At 64.3% G+C, this 14333-nt stretch carries 14 protein-coding genes and 1 pseudogene; 2 read left to right on the plus strand and 13 right to left on the minus strand.

Translation table 11 applies throughout. The annotated features are described in order from the left end of the window. From Q0627_RS18460 to Q0627_RS18520, 13 genes and pseudogenes are all read right to left on the minus strand, one after another. Nucleotides 1-509, minus strand: a pseudogene (locus Q0627_RS18460) (hypothetical protein); the annotation flags it as partial. Nucleotides 510-538: 29 nt separating this feature from the next. After that, nucleotides 539-1678, minus strand: a complete 1140-nt coding sequence (locus tag Q0627_RS18465; RefSeq protein ID WP_298811847.1) for a hypothetical protein — start codon at nucleotides 1676-1678, stop codon at nucleotides 539-541. Between the two features lie 23 nt (nucleotides 1679-1701). Further along, complete coding sequence (locus tag Q0627_RS18470; RefSeq protein ID WP_213251099.1) at nucleotides 1702-3186, minus strand: SCO6880 family protein; 1485 nt, start codon at nucleotides 3184-3186, stop codon at nucleotides 1702-1704. Continuing rightward, nucleotides 3183-4715 (minus strand): hypothetical protein, encoded by a 1533-nt coding sequence (locus Q0627_RS18475; RefSeq protein ID WP_246222379.1) that lies wholly within the window; start codon nucleotides 4713-4715, stop codon nucleotides 3183-3185. The genes Q0627_RS18470 and Q0627_RS18475 overlap by 4 nt, the downstream gene beginning before the upstream one ends. A gap of 53 nt (nucleotides 4716-4768) precedes the next feature. Next, nucleotides 4769-5536 carry a hypothetical protein gene (locus Q0627_RS18480; RefSeq protein ID WP_298811850.1) on the minus strand — a complete coding sequence of 256 codons (768 nt, stop codon included), beginning with the start codon at nucleotides 5534-5536 and terminating at the stop codon, nucleotides 4769-4771. 83 nt (nucleotides 5537-5619) lie between these two features. Then, complete coding sequence (locus Q0627_RS18485) at nucleotides 5620-6204, minus strand: hypothetical protein (protein WP_213251108.1); 585 nt, start codon at nucleotides 6202-6204, stop codon at nucleotides 5620-5622. A gap of 14 nt (nucleotides 6205-6218) precedes the next feature. Beyond that, nucleotides 6219-6506 carry a hypothetical protein gene (locus Q0627_RS18490; protein WP_246222380.1) on the minus strand — a complete coding sequence of 96 codons (288 nt, stop codon included), beginning with the start codon at nucleotides 6504-6506 and terminating at the stop codon, nucleotides 6219-6221. Nucleotides 6507-6533: 27 nt separating this feature from the next. Continuing rightward, the gene (locus tag Q0627_RS18495; protein ID WP_213251111.1) at nucleotides 6534-6827 is read right to left on the minus strand and encodes a hypothetical protein; all 294 of its coding nucleotides are present in this window, start codon (nucleotides 6825-6827) and stop codon (nucleotides 6534-6536) included. Beyond that, nucleotides 6828-7406, minus strand: coding sequence for a DUF6668 family protein (locus Q0627_RS18500; protein WP_213251114.1), 579 nt, complete (start codon nucleotides 7404-7406; stop codon nucleotides 6828-6830). A gap of 2 nt (nucleotides 7407-7408) precedes the next feature. Continuing rightward, entirely contained in the window at nucleotides 7409-8146 is a 738-nt protein-coding gene (locus tag Q0627_RS18505) for a hypothetical protein (protein WP_213251117.1), read from the minus strand. Between the two features lie 17 nt (nucleotides 8147-8163). Further along, nucleotides 8164-9201 (minus strand): hypothetical protein, encoded by a 1038-nt coding sequence (locus Q0627_RS18510; RefSeq protein WP_213251120.1) that lies wholly within the window; start codon nucleotides 9199-9201, stop codon nucleotides 8164-8166. Between the two features lie 463 nt (nucleotides 9202-9664). Continuing rightward, on the minus strand, nucleotides 9665-10408 hold the full coding sequence (locus Q0627_RS18515; protein WP_298811854.1) for a hypothetical protein: 744 nt from the start codon (nucleotides 10406-10408) through the stop codon (nucleotides 9665-9667). Between the two features lie 56 nt (nucleotides 10409-10464). Beyond that, nucleotides 10465-12195 (minus strand): cutinase family protein, encoded by a 1731-nt coding sequence (locus tag Q0627_RS18520; RefSeq protein ID WP_298811856.1) that lies wholly within the window; start codon nucleotides 12193-12195, stop codon nucleotides 10465-10467. 331 nt (nucleotides 12196-12526) lie between these two features. On the opposite strand from Q0627_RS18520, the gene Q0627_RS18525 reads away from it, so the two are divergent. After that, on the plus strand, nucleotides 12527-12967 hold the full coding sequence (locus tag Q0627_RS18525; RefSeq protein ID WP_213251127.1) for a helix-turn-helix transcriptional regulator: 441 nt from the start codon (nucleotides 12527-12529) through the stop codon (nucleotides 12965-12967). 67 nt (nucleotides 12968-13034) lie between these two features. Further along, nucleotides 13035-14333, plus strand: a 1299-nt coding sequence (locus Q0627_RS18530; protein ID WP_298811858.1) for an AMP-binding protein, incomplete at its 3' end; no start/stop codon positions are given.

Consider the following 14333-nt stretch of genomic DNA (forward strand, 5'->3'; position numbering starts at 1 on the left):
ACAGACGATGCGGCGCCGCCACCGCGGCGCATCACCGCACGTAGCCGCGAGAGCACCGATTCCGACGGCGGTGGCGTAGACGCCGCAGAGGTGAGCAGTTCACGCTCAGCGGCGTTGATGTGGGTGACTGTGGAGAGCCGATCGAGTTCTTCCGGGCCGACAGGGCCGATGAACTTGAGCCGCGCCTTCTCCAGGAAGCCCAGTGCCTTGTTGGCGTCCTTGGTTGATTCGAACGCCGACAGGTCGGCGACCGAGTGGGTGACGAAGATGGCCTGGGTCGCTGATCCGCGGTTCTCCACGCGCACCAGGACGTCGATGCGGTCGACGATCCCCGATCCAGAACCGATGACCTGCCACAACTCGTCGATGATGACCTGGAATGTTCTGCGCCGTGCCAGACCGGCATCGGCCAGGACGTGCGCACCTTCGACCGCACCGAACCCGTCGGCCCAGCACACCAGCAGCAGTGCCGCCTTGAGTTTGCGGTCTCCCTTGGGGACTCGGGACACATCGACGCAGATGGCAGGGTAATCCAGGTTCAGCGTTCGGTGGTCTGCCCGTTGAGCACTTTGCCGAGCGGGCCTTGGATCAGGGCGCGCAGCGACTGCCGCAGGTTCGCGGTCACCTGCGCGTATGCGAACATGTCGTCTGCACCGACTGCGGCATCTTCGAGCAGAGTCTCGTTGCCTTCTTTGAGAACCGCGTACAGGTCAGCCAGGATCGGCGGGTGTGCGCCGTTGAACCCTTTTCCACCCTGCTCGATCGGGGTGTAGAGGATGTGCAGCGCCGACGACAGCAAGGTTTCCTCGAAGTCCTGAACGCGGCCGGCACGACTGATTTCCAGCAAACCGGCCAGCGTTTGGACCTGCCGGGACCGCAGATCGGTGGAGACACTGTTCCACAAGTCGGGTAGGTTCCCGAGATCCTCACCGCGTGCGGTTCGGTCGGCGATTTCGGCGTTGATACGCATCAGTGCGGTGCCCAGCCCGCCGGCGGCCAGTGGGTTGATCTGCTGATACCCGTAGCCGCCGGTGATGACCTGACCTTCGAAGGCATGGGTCAATGGCGCGAAGTCGGGTTTGATGTCGCCGAGGAACAACGTGGTGTGCCCCTGCGCGATGTTGCCCTCAGCCAGCCGACGAACTAGTGACGATTTGCCGAACCCGTTCAGCCCCAGCACGAACGCCGTTGGGGCGGTGATCAGCCCGGCCAAAAACCATGACAGTGGGTCGCACCCGAAGTCCTGACCGGTCTGCAGATGCGACCCGAGCGGGGTGCCCAGCAGTGGTGAGGACGCTCCGATCGAGAACGGCCAGACCCCGCCAGCGACCTGGGCAGTTGTGGTACGCCACTCCGGCATCTGCAACACCACGTTGGTGCGACCTCCACCGGCGCCGGCCACACCGTACGCTCCGGGCACCTGGGCGCCGTCGACATCGAACCCGCTCTGGTCGACGGCGCGTTTGATCGCCAGCGCCCGGCGGCGTTCCTCGGCCGCCAGACGGCGCCGAGCTCGACTCCCGCGCCATCCGGTGAGCGTTTGGGCTTCGGCCCGCAACGCCAGGTAGGGGCCAGCGGTCATCACCCGCACTCCACCGATCCGGGTGGTGGCAGGGGTGGGTTCGGTTTCGGTGTCATCGGAGCGGTGGTGACTGTGCCGCGACATGGTGCTGGTCACTGAAGGTCCTTAGGAATCGTGCGTCAGATGGTGAGGCGCTTGTTGACGACGGCGTATTCGGGCAGCAGGATTCCGAGTCCGAGACTTCCCGCGAACGCGGCGTCCTGGCCGCCGAACACCCGCTGCACCCCGATCCGGGCGGCCGAGGACATGCCTTCGATTTCGGCGGAGAGTTGCGGAAGGTCGGCATCGAGGGGGGCGGTCAAGGTGATCAGCATCCCGAACCGGGTCAAACCGGCACCGCGGGCCTGTTCCTCGCGGGCGGCGCGGGTGTTGTCCACCCGGATCGACGCCGATGCCGAGGAGACCCCCTTCTTGCCGCTCTCCGCGTTCAGGGCGTCCTTGAAGTCGTTATCGACCAGTTTGACCGCTTCACCGATGTTGTGGATGCGGTACACGATCGCCACCCGTTTGCGGGGGATGTCGGCCCGCGGCACCAGCAGAGGCCGTAACGCGGCATGGGTGACCGTCCCGGCGGGGGCTGCGGCCATCTCCCAGGTCACCGACCGATAACCGTTGTGCACGTACGAATCCCACAACGCTTTCGCTCCCGTACATCCGGTGTCATCCCAGCGAAGTGAATCGTGCTCACCGCGGGTTTGTAGCAGCTCGATGTCATGGGTGACCTCGGGTCGGAAGGAACGGGTTGCGACCGCGCACAGGTCAGCGGCCGTCATCGGGGACGCATCCAAGCCGGCGTGTGCGGCACGGTTGATGATCGTCGAGAGCAGCCGACCAATCGCAACGCCCTGGTCACCGACCTCACGGCTATCGGCTTCGCGCTGACGGCGGAAGGTGATAGCGATCCGTACTTCATTGCGTACAGTCGCCGACCGGCGGTGCGTGACGGTTTGCGCCATCACCTCACGTGCGAAGTCGGGGGCATCCGGGGACACGATCGCCCGCACCTCGGCCGCGATGCGGGTGCCCCGATCCGGGACGGTCTCGACGACCACCACTGCACCGGCCACATTGTGGGTGGTGCCAAGGCCGGCGAGGAAGTCGTCCCAGCCCCGAACCCAGGAATTGATCTGGGACTGCTCGACCAGTTCCTGGCCCTGCGGCTGGCTGGCCAGGACCACCGTGTAATGATCCTTGGCCGGTGAATGGATCAACCCGAACCGCTGCCCGGTCCGCAGCTCGTACTCGTACAACTCAGTGTGTCCCTGGATGCCGGGCATCTTCGAGCGACCCGGAATGACACCGAACACACCGCCTCGGAAAATGTTTTCGCCCTTAGTCTGGGCACCCCAGAATTTGAGTTTCACGATCATCAGCTCCCATGCGGTGCGGCCGCGACGCTGTAACAACATCGGACCGATAACGAGGGCACCGAACACAAGAACGGCGCCGGTCAGAACGACGGACTGGAAGAACATCAGGACGAGAATCGCGGCAATGACCACACCACCGCAGAACATCGTCGCCCCCCACGTCATGCCGAACAGGCCTGACGATCGGGGCTTCTCCCATCGGCCATACAGCAGCACAGCGTTATTCGAGGTCATCGGTAGTTCCCCTCGTACGGCGCCGGCGCGTCTTCGTAGCCGTCGGAGAACACCTCATCGGCTGACCGCGTCGACATCGCCGCCGCGCCCACAGTCATGTCCCGGGCACCCGACGTGCTGCTACCGCTGTTCCCGTGGTCCCGACCGCCCGACTCACTGGCCGACCGCTGCTCACCAGCCGAGACACCGGCACTACCGCCGGAAGATTCTGAACGCGACCCCGATCCTGAACCGGACCCCGACCCAGATCCGCCGCCAGAAGGCGATCCGCCCGTTCCTTGTGGGGCAGTTCCTCCACCACCGTGGCTGCCTCCGCCGTCGGTACCTTGTGGGCCAGACCCTCCCGACCCGCCAGTGCCCTGCGGTGCTGGTCCCGAACTACCCCCGGTAGGTCCTGCTGGTCCGGCAGCGGACCCGCCCTGCGCACCTGACTGCGCTGCAGTGGCTCCGCCGGCGGCTCCACTAGCCCCGCCAGTTGCTGCCATAGTTCCCGCGGCCGCGATTGCTCCCACGGCCATCATTCCGGCCTGTGCGCCGGAACCGCCGGTCATGGCCGCCCCGCCAGCCACCAGTTTCATCAGAACCGGTAGCACGAATGCTGACAGTGAGATCAGGATCAACCCCATCAGTATAATCTGCGGGTCTTTGGTCTCGGTGCCGTTATAAGAGGCAAGTCTGAATGCAACCCAGTACACGAGCGCCGCAACGGGCTTCCACAGTAGAAGCGCGATCGTCCACTTGATCATACGACTGAACGCCAATTTTCCTGTCTCGGTACCTCCGAATGAGCCCACGATCGGAATCGTGGTGACTATCACCGCTAGCATCGCCTGCCGACCTACCAGGAGAACGAGGTTGAGCAGGCATCCAAGGATGCCGACTATTGAGATGATGAACACTAAGCCGCTGCCTGCGAGCATAAGGCCTTCATTTTCTTTGGCTATGTTTTGTAGGAAACCGTCAGTGTTGGTCATTGCATTCTTGATCCACACGTCGGCCAGCTTGTCGCTGGCGATAGTGGCCGAGTGCAATACGGCACCGAACATCCAGGCGCCGAATACCGCTTTCACCATCGACATAAACGATTCTTCGACGTTCTGCATCACAGACTGCCGACGCGCTCTGATCAGCATCAGCGACCCGATGAGGAGAGAGAGTGTCAGTCCATACAACTGGATTTGGTAGGTAGCGCTCTGTATTGACTGAATCACTGGATCTGAGCGGTAGTCGGGAGAATCTATGATGGTGAACCACGTCAGGCCGTACTTTATTACCTTTTCCCAGCCGTGGAGCAGCGTCATCGCTACACCTTTGAAGCCATCTCCGGCGACATCTTTAATAACTCCGTCTACCTGCTTCGCGCCTAGACAGATTCCCCACCCGCCCATCCATGATACAGGGTTCTTAGCGCAGTCCCCTGCATTCTTGAATATGTCCTCGACAAATTTAGGGGCTGCTGCTGCTGGAGGCACACCAATGGGTTCTGTGATTCCGTTGTCAGAAACTGGGATGCGAACCATCAGTGCCATTGCGATGACGATGGCAACGAGTATGCGTGTGACCCAGCGGCGGCGAGATGGTTTCAGAACCATCGTGACCACCCACCAGTATCCAGCGTCTCGACAATGAATCGGGTGTAGTCAGAGGTCAGCACGTCCTCGGTCAGCTTCAGCTTCCACTGATCGTCTTCCCAGATCAGGGGAACCTCGCCCGCAGACCAGCATTGTCCAGTGCTAGTGGGGTGTTCGGCCGGCGCAGGAAGCGGACCAAAAGCCCAGCGGACAACCGCAGTCGTCGTAGTGTACTGATCCGCCGAGATCCGGAGCGCTTCAGGAATGGATTGATACTCTGCGGGGTTCGTGGCCCCCCTGAGGACGTTCTTTTGCTGCTCGGTCCCGATCACGCTGGTCCGGAGCACGGCATTGCGCACATCGGCCGGACCGTAGGTGGCCCGGAACATGATCTGCAGCGCAGCGACCGCAGCGCCCTGAGGAGTCCGGGTGAATCCCACAGGTACGCCGTCCTCGGTGATCCGTGTTGGTCCGTCACTGGTGGTGAATGGCATCGGAACGCCGTACACCTTTTGCCACTCCAGCCCCGCCGGCGAGGGAATCGGGTCAGTCAGTTTGCCGCTTGAGGGCTTTGACTGAGGAAGCACCAGACCATCGGGATTGGTGGGGATTCGCATTCCGCGCCCCAGAGCATCGACATCAGAGCCGATGTAGTCACCGGGTGCGGTGGTGGTGGTCGGAACCTGTGGTGTTCGGATCACCGTCGACGGCGCGGCGGACTGGGTAGGGGTGCCGCTGTCGTCGGTGTTTTTCCCGACGTAGCCGATCACGCCGACCACAGCGACGAGGACGATAACGGATCCCCAGGTGAGAGGGTGTTTGAGCCACGTACGGGGTTGGGACATGAGAGCAGCCTTCGGGTCTAGTTCGAGCTTGGAAGTGGAATGAAGTTCTGTGTGGGCACGGCCGTGAGGACCTTCACCCGGGGAGCGGTCACCGTGGAGGGAAGTTCGAGCCGCCAGTCACCTTCGGCGCTCCAGGTGACGACCGCGGCGTTGCTGGTCAGGGACTGGTCTGGCTGGCGGGTGATGATCGAGACTTGCGCCCGAGTCCGCGTGTAGTCGTCAAGGACGTACCCGAGCACCTGCGGGGCCTTGCCCTCTGGCACCGGGGTGGTGATTGAGATGAGTTGCCGGTTGACAGCGAAGTCGTCACGAGCGTCGTTCGGCGCGACCAGCATCCCCAGTACTCGCGGGATGTCGTTGTCGGCGGCCACCGACATGCGGATGGTCGCCGAGATCGCAGCGAGCGCGGCCCCGGCCCCGTTGTGTTGGTACCCGCGGGGCGCCACCGCCGGGCAGTCAGCCGGCCCCTGCTCGGCGCACGGAATCGACACACCCTGGAACGTCGTCCACGTCACGTTCGTTGGCGGCGCGTACGGGTCAGAAGTCTCGGGGCTGGTGGAACTGCTGCCACCACCGCAAGCGGCGACAGTGACAGCAGCCACAGCCAGAGCAGCGGTCAGAAGATAAGTAGATAGCCGGCGATACCGGAGGACGCGGAGGCCAAGAACATCCCGGCGAACACTCCGAACGGGGTATCCGGTGGATCGGCTGAGGGGTGAGATCTCGCCCATCCCATCTCCGCGCCGATCCACACCAACCGCCCAACTGCGAGCGCGCAGATGACCCACAGCAGCATGCCCAGCAGCATGTCGAACTGCTCGGTCACCTCGGCGGGAAGCGGGTCTGGCGAGGGAGGTCGGGATGGTTGCGCAGCGCTCACCAGCGCTTCCGCGATCGAGTACATAGGTGTCCTTGATGGTCGTCGGAGCGGTCACATCAATACTCCGATGATGCCGGTGGCAGAACCAATGAGCGAAGAGCCAATCAACGTCATCACGATCTTGGCTGATGCTTCGCTGGTCAGCGTGCCCTGACTTCTTTCCCAGCCGAGTTTGACGGCGTTGTAGATGAACGCGCCGATGCAGCAGAAGAATGCGATCCACACACCCCAGGACAGGATCGTGTTGAGCTTGTTGCTGCCGGGTGGAGCGACCGGGGTGATATTGACCCCAGGTACCCCATTTTCGGCGAGGGTGTGGGTGGCGGCGAGAACGATGTCGATCATTCAGAACTCCTCAGAGTCAGAGATCGTGCGGGTGGCGTCGAGGTCACGGCAGATCTGATCCCCGACGACAGCGATTGCGCTGGGCACACTGGCCAACGCGCCGTCACGACTGGCTTTGGTGATTTTGATTCCGTCGCTGGGTTTCCAGGACGGAAGTTGGGAGGGCAGCAAACTTAGGAACGCTGAACACCAGGGCACGCGGTAGGTGTGTGGGGCGAGTTCGGAGACAGTGTCGGCGTAGCGGCGGACCGACTTCTCGGGTTTGCCTGGGTGGGCAGCCACCAGGACCAGTCCGTGCACACGTACTCCGGGCGGGAGGTGACCGGCGTCGGCAGCGCGGAGCAGGTCGGCTGCGGCGGCGACCCCTGCCATGTGCTCGCGGGCCACGATCAATACCCGTTGGGTGGTGTGCGGGTTCGCCGGCCACTGCCCGTTCGTGTCGACGGCCGGCGCCCACACCCGCGCAAGGGTGCCGGCGCCGCTACCGCCATGTGCGCCGAGCAGCGCGAACAGCGGAGGGAACCGGCCCTCGATCGGGAGCGGGTCATGCAGGATCGGATCAATGAGTCGAGTAGTCATCGTTACACCGCCTTCGCCTGGGAGAGGGCAGGCGACACCGTCGCAGCCGATAGCCTGCCGAGCATCTGCATGAACTGCGTGGACAGCTGATCCCGCCGGTCAGGACTCAGCGCGCCACCGGCACCCAAGTGCTGGTCGTAGTGGATGGTGATCACCACTCGCACCCAGCCGGCGAGGGCATTTGTGACTTGCGCACTCAGGTGTTGCTGAACTTGCAGCGGGACTTGCCCGTTGAGGATCAGCACCGTTCGCGCAAGCACACCGGCCGCGGCCCACTCGGTCAGGACCGGACGCGCTCGGTTCAGCAGATCCGGGCGCGCACCGAGCACGAGTACCGGCACGATCGCGGGGTTGTCGGCCAGCAGCGGCACCACCGACCGCGCCGACGACCCCGTGTCCAGGACCGGCACTGCGCCGCGACTGGTCGCCTCCTTCAACGCCGATTCGGGTGAGATCGGCGAAAACGGTGTTGCCCGCGACGGCGACGGTCGCCAGATCGTCGCGCCGACTGAGGAACTGACCGGCTCGCCGTCGACATCGACGGCCACTCCCATCCGGCCGGGAAGGTCGCTGTCGCCGGGAGCACAATCCACCCACCACGACATCGACCCCAGGCCGGACCGTGCGCGGCGGTCAGCCAGCAACGCCGACAGCACCGATACCCCGGTGCCACCGGCGGTGGAGCACACGAGCACCGGTTGTTCGTCGACATCGGTGGCGAGCCAATCAGCCTCAGACATTGGAGGACTCCTTTCCGCTACTTCTTCGCCGTGCGGGTGGTCCGCTTCGTCGGCGAGGAGTTATTGCCCTGCTTCGAACTCTGGGTTGCACCGGAATCACCGGATGCCTTCGGGACCGGCGCATTCCACGACACCTGCAGGCCGGGGATGATTTTCTCGGCCTGACGGCTCAGGTCCTGCACACCCTTGTTGATGCGCTGCTCGACGTCGGGGATCACCGTCTTGATCGGATCCAGCGGTGCCTTGGCCTGCTCTGCGGTCCACCCGACCTTCACCTCGCGGCCGGCGACCGTCACCGACGCCGACACATCACCTGCATCGCTCACCGTGTAATCGAGTGCGGGCTGAGTGGGGTTGACCGGTACGGTGCGAACCGAGAACTGTCCCGAACTGGTGGTGTCGGTGGCGGTCTCGGTGACCTGGCCACCGGTGGTGTCGGTGTCAGCCGGAGCGGACTTCTCGTCCTTGTCCTTGCGATGCTTGGGTGCCCACGGTGTCCCGTCCGGGCGGGTCAGCTGCGAGTCCAGATCACCGCCACCGAGGGCGGTACCCAGGACTCCGCCGATAACCGCACCTGGAACACCCGTCAGCACGCCCGCGCCAACAGAGATCCCGGCTCCGATCACCGGCGCGGCCGGGGCCAACATCGCGGGAACTGGCCCAAAAACTCCCGATGCCTGGGCGAGGCCGATGACAATGGACACAGGGCCGGCGACGATCGCGGTGGGCGTGAACCCGACGGCGAATCCGGTCGCACCGCCCGCGGCCATACCGACCACGGCCGAGGCAGCTCGGCGGGTGGCTTCGTCTTTCGGCACGCCCATGTTGACCAGGCCCTGCGCGATCTCCTGCTCGGCGTAGGCCGACCATTCGTTCGCCGAGTTAATGCCTGCCTTCTTGTTCGGGAAGTCGGGCACCTTGTCCTCGTCGATGACAATGTCACCGATCCGGAGCTTGTCCTCCGGCGGGATCCACCGGGCGACCTTCTTGTCGTCGTCCTTCTTCGTGTCGGTCTTGCTGCTGTCGTCGGCGGTGGTCTTCGTGGCCGGAGTCACTGGCGCAGGAGCCGGTGCAGGAGCCGGCGCAGGAGCCGGCGCGGGTGCCGGTTCCGGAGCTGGTGTCGCTGTGCCGGGCAACGGCTCCCAGTTCGTCGTCGACGGAGGACTTGGGACCAGCGTTGGGCCGGGATCGTAGGTAGGTGCCGGTGCCGGTGCCGGAGCTGGTGCCGGGGCAGGTTTGGGTGCCGGGGCAGGTTCGGGCGTGGCTACGCCGCCTTGCTCGGGCACCGACTGATCCGCGACGACGCCCTGCTCGGCGGTGTTGGTGGTGGTCGTGCCACCCTGTTCAGCGGCCAGCGCGGCCCCGGCTCCTGACGCGACGCCGAGTGCGGTGGACACCGCTACCGCCACCGCAGCAGCGATCCGACGAACTCGGCGCGTCGTGCCGTGCTTGGCGTGCCGTGGCCTTCGACCCGCCTCGGGTCGGTAGACACCTCTGTACATTGTTGTTTTTCCTTCTTTATCGGGTGGATTTGTCGGTCCGGATTGCCGCAATCCACGTTTTTCCGTTCGCACGGGTGGTTTCGATCAGCTGGCGGTACACGGTCGGCGGTTTGCCCGGTGTGGTCTCGGTGAGCTTGACCGCGTACAGTCCGCTCCCCCGGTCGGTGATCGACAGGCAGTAGCCAGTTCCGCGGGGCAGTTTGTCGATGAATGTCTGCATGCTCAGGCTGTTGAGCCGGGCCGAAGTCGCGGTCACCGCCACCGCCTCGACCGCCGACCGGCGGGTGTAGTAGGCGTAGTCGAAGGCCTTGATCACACCCGGACCGCTGAGCTGGTGGCCGCGATCATTGCCGGTGACCACACCAGCTTTCGACGTCGATGGACAGTCATCGACCGGCGTAGTCGAGGAAGCAGATGGTGCGGTTGTCCCGGTCACTGGCACCGACGGGGTTGCGGTGGCCACGGGGGGCTGATGATCCTCGGACGAGGATGAGGTCAGCATGACCACGCCGGCGGTCACTACCGCAACCGAGGCCAGCGCACCGACCGTGACCAGCGCCCGCCGTCGCGGCTGTGGCCAGTTACGTCCCTTGCCTGGGACCGGTGCAGCGGATCGAGCGGCGTTGTCCGCAGTGGGCAGTTCATCGAGCCATCCCCACTCATCGTGTGAGGACCCGTCTTCGTGCGTTTCCAGGGTGGGCCAGGCTGCGATGTCATCCCACCACTCGGTTTCGGTGGGGACAGTCTTGTTTGTTGACAACAAAATCTCCTCAGGTCGCCCGCTTCCGGTTACAGAAGCGGGGTCGCGGATGCGTCCTAGTTGGAGGTGGGAACTTCGGTGCTGTCAGCGCTGGCGGACGTGGTCGTCGGCGCGGGCGCTGGTGTGGCAGTGACTGTCACCGTGGAGGTTTCGGTGACGGTCACCGTGGCGGCGGAGGATTCGGAGCGCTCGGTCTGCTCGGTTGGTGTGCTGGCCAGCTCCGGCACCGAACTCGGTTCGGTCGTTTCAGTTGTCGGGGTGGCCGATGCCGTTGAGGTCGAGGCGACGTTCTCGATCGTCGGAACCACCATCGGGGTGGGGGCGCTGGAGGCGTCGACCGCCGGAACCCCGTCCGGCGACGACGGGGTGAACGTACGGCCGTCCAGGTCTGCGGCGATCGCCGCGAACCATTCCGCGGTGTAGCGGGCCGGCGAAATGCCGCCTGTGCGCGTCGAGGCAGTGGTGTAGGAGCCGTGCGACTGGACGGTGTTCCAATATTTGATCAGGTTGGAGACATCGAGCAGGTCTTTGTTGGAGGTCAGTTCCCGGTCGACCGTTGCGTACGCCTCATTGATCCACCGGTTGATGGTGGCCGGTGGTGCGAGTTTGACGCTCGATGCCAGCACCTTCGTGCCGAGCATCGTCAGCGCAGCGACCGGGTTCGTCAATCCGGTGGTGGCCAACGCCGTGATCGTTTCGGGAGTGAACACGTCCTGGACGACAGTCGTGATCGCGTTGAGCCCGATCGTGCCGACCTTGAGTAGCGCGTTGATGCCGTCGCTGAGCGAAGGCATCGGGGTCCGCGGATCCGACGCCGCCGCCAACCGCTCGGACATCGAGGTGTTCGGGGAGTAGGTCAGATCCTCGATCGTCTCGCCGCCGATGTCTTCATTGATCACCGGGACAATCGTTTTCGCCGTCATATTCGCCATCGCCTCGGCGATCGAGGTCAGCGACTTGATCGGGTCATCAAGGTTCAGGGTGGACTGACCGGCCAAGTTGGCGACCATCCGCACGATCGGGCTGTCGGCCGGCGCATCACAGGCCAGGTCCCCATCCTGGCAATTCGACAGCACCCGGCCGGCCAACGGACCGTAATTCGACGAGGTCACATCCGGTGGGGTGATACCGCCGCCGGACGGTGATGTGCCGGTGATTGCGGGCAGAGTGCTCACGGCCTTACCGTCAGTTCCCGGTGCGGGGCTGGGCCGGGTGGCTGTGGTGCCGGGGAACGGTCCCGATCCCTGCGGCCGGGATGCGTCGCCGAACATGGAGATACCGCCGACACGGTCGGCGGAGATCGGGTTTGAGGTGCTGTTGATCTGCTGCATCAGCCTCTTCACCACGACCGTGCCCTGGCTGTTGCCGGTGTAGGCGAACATGGTGTCCGGGCATTTGGTGGCGACCTGCTTGGTCATGCTGATGGTGCGGTCCAGTCCCTTCTGCACGGACTGATCGAACGGCACATTCGAGTCCCCGACCGCCCCGCCGAACCCGGCGGGGTATGGAACGTAAGCGCGTTGCACGATGGACCCGGCCATCGACATCAGCGGCTTCATCACCGACGACAGCATCCCCGAGTCGGTGGTCGGGGATGTATCAGCGGATGAGTCCCCTGTCCCCTGCACCCCGAAGACGTACAACTTCGCGCACGTGCCCTTGTCTGCATGCGCAGCCGGCACAGTTCCGCCGACTGCAACGACGCCGGCAACCGACAGCGCAGCCGCACCGCGGACGATCCACATACACGCCGGCCGCTTCGGCCGCGATTGTGCCGGGATGACCATCCTGCACCTGCCTTCACATCAGTTTGTGATGCGAAAGCAAGCCTTGGGTGACAGCAATACCGCGCTTGGCGGTACCATTGAGCTGCCCACCGATGCTTCACCTACCGCATCTGTTGGGTATCCAAAGCTCGCGGCTGGGCGGGAGTACATAGACGGCAATCTTGATCCCGCCCGGCCACGAGTTCCTCTTTCCTCGTTCAGGTCACCTAGCTACCTGTTCCCAGCATAGTAACATTCTGTAACGCTTTTTGAAAACAACATTCTTAAATCGAGTGTGGGGTTGTGGGGCACATTGGTACCTCGTGAGGCAGGTAACGGACAGGGTCGACGGATGAGCCGGCAAGTGGTGCGCGGCTTTGACCCGGGCCGGTTTCGTGCGCTCCGGGAAGCGGCGGGGCTCTCGCGTGCCGACATCGCCCGTCGTGGCGGCCTCAGTGTCAACACCATCAGCACCTGGGAGCGTGGCATCGCTATTCCCAACGTCGACACCCTTGCTGCTGCTGTGGACGTGATCGGGGCCGCGATGGCCGATGTGGTGATCGTCGCCGATGACGAACTGACGTTGGCTGATCTGCGGGTCCGGGCAGGGCTGACCCAACCGCAACTGGCGGCGGCGGCATCGCTGGCCACTACGACGGTCGCCTACCTGGAACAAGGGCATTTGACGCTCGGGCCGCACCACACCGAGCGTCTCGCTGATGCCTTGCATCTGCCCCCCGACCAGATCATCGACGCCAGCGAACGTTCACGCATCCGTGACGATAGTTTGTGATTGATTCAATCAGTAATGTCCGGGGTTACCCTACCCGACCGTTTGCTATGTGCAAGACTCAGCGCTGATGTCACGCTCACCGACGCCCACCGTCATCCTCGCCCACACCAACGGCACGCTGGAACAACGAACCCAGCAGCAGTGCCTGCATAGAGCAGCACTCCTGGCTGACCATCTCGCGGCCGAACAGCTCGTCAGGGTGGGTGATCGGGTCGCGATCCTGGCATGCAACAGCATCGAGTTCCTGGAGATCTCGATCGGCGTTGCCGGGGCCGGCGGGTGCCCGGTGCCGATCAACTGGCACGCAACCTCCCACGAGATCGCGCACGTCCTCAGCGACAGCGGTACCTCCGTGCTCTTCTGCGACCCTGATCTCCACCAGCGTGCGGCTCACGCGATCATGCGTGCGGGCGTGCGCTGCGCGGTGTTCCTCACCACTGCCAACGACAGCGACATCCCCGCCCTCGACGACCTGATCGGTGCGGCCGCCGGACCGATCGGCCACATCGACGGCGCGCTCGCCGCCTCGCTCGGGGTCATCTACACCTCGGGAACCACTGGATCACCGAAAGGTGTTGACCGCGAGCTGATGACACCGGCGCAGATCCTGTCGGTGGCCGGGTCGACCGCAACCCGGATGGGTATCCGCGATGGCGGCTGCGTGCTCATTCCCGGACCGCTCTACCACACCAGCCCGAATTCCATTGCGACGCTGGCGCTGCGGATGGGGTCGACGCTGGTGCTGATGGAACGTTTCGACGCCGAGCAGTTCCTGTCGCTTGTCGAGCAGTTCGCCGTAGAACACGCCAAGGTGGTACCGACGATGTTGTCTCGGCTGGCCGCCCTCCCGGCCGACGTCCGGGACCGGTACGACGTGTCGAGCCTGACGCATGTGGTGCATTCGGCCGCCCCATGTCCGCCCACGATCAAACACGCCGCCATCGGCATGTTCGGCGACGCCGTCACCGAGTTCTACGGCTGCTCCGAAGCCGGCCCCATCTGCTGGATCTCAGCAGCCGAATGGCTCACCCGCCCCGGGTCGGTGGGCAGACCGGTCGACGGCGCCGACGTCCGCGTTGTCGACGACCAGGGCGAGGTGGTGCCCGTCGGGACCGTCGGCCACGTGCAGGTCAAGGGGGCCGATTACTGGCCCCGTTTCCGCTATATCGGCGACGGCCGGCTCCAGCCCCAGTTCCTCGATGTCGGTGACAACGGCTACCTCGACGAGGATGGCTACCTGTATCTGGCCGGCCGCAGCGCCGACATCGTCAACATCGGCGGCACCAACATCTACACCGCCGAGATCGAAGCAGCCGCCACCGACCAGCCCGCCCCCTTTTTCGAAATTGAACCCGTCGAGCAGCTT

This window comes from uncultured Gordonia sp. (genome assembly GCF_937858515.1).
Lineage (GTDB): Bacteria > Actinomycetota > Actinomycetes > Mycobacteriales > Mycobacteriaceae > Gordonia.

Bases quoted from the DNA above. Each gene is read 5' to 3' on its own strand.
- Q0627_RS18470 (WP_213251099.1), bottom strand. From the start codon at position 3,186: ATGACCTCGAATAACGCTGTGCTGCTGTATGGCCGATGGGAGAAGCCC.
- Q0627_RS18475 (WP_246222379.1), bottom strand. From the start codon at position 4,715: ATGGCACTGATGGTTCGCATCCCAGTTTCTGACAACGGAATCACAGAA.
- Q0627_RS18490 (WP_246222380.1), bottom strand. From the start codon at position 6,506: ATGTACTCGATCGCGGAAGCGCTGGTGAGCGCTGCGCAACCATCCCGA.
- Q0627_RS18495 (WP_213251111.1), bottom strand. From the start codon at position 6,827: ATGATCGACATCGTTCTCGCCGCCACCCACACCCTCGCCGAAAATGGG.
- Q0627_RS18500 (WP_213251114.1), bottom strand. From the start codon at position 7,406: ATGACTACTCGACTCATTGATCCGATCCTGCATGACCCGCTCCCGATC.
- Q0627_RS18505 (WP_213251117.1), bottom strand. From the start codon at position 8,146: ATGTCTGAGGCTGATTGGCTCGCCACCGATGTCGACGAACAACCGGTG.
- Q0627_RS18520 (WP_298811856.1), bottom strand. From the start codon at position 12,195: ATGGTCATCCCGGCACAATCGCGGCCGAAGCGGCCGGCGTGTATGTGG.
- Q0627_RS18525 (WP_213251127.1), top strand. From the start codon at position 12,527: ATGAGCCGGCAAGTGGTGCGCGGCTTTGACCCGGGCCGGTTTCGTGCG.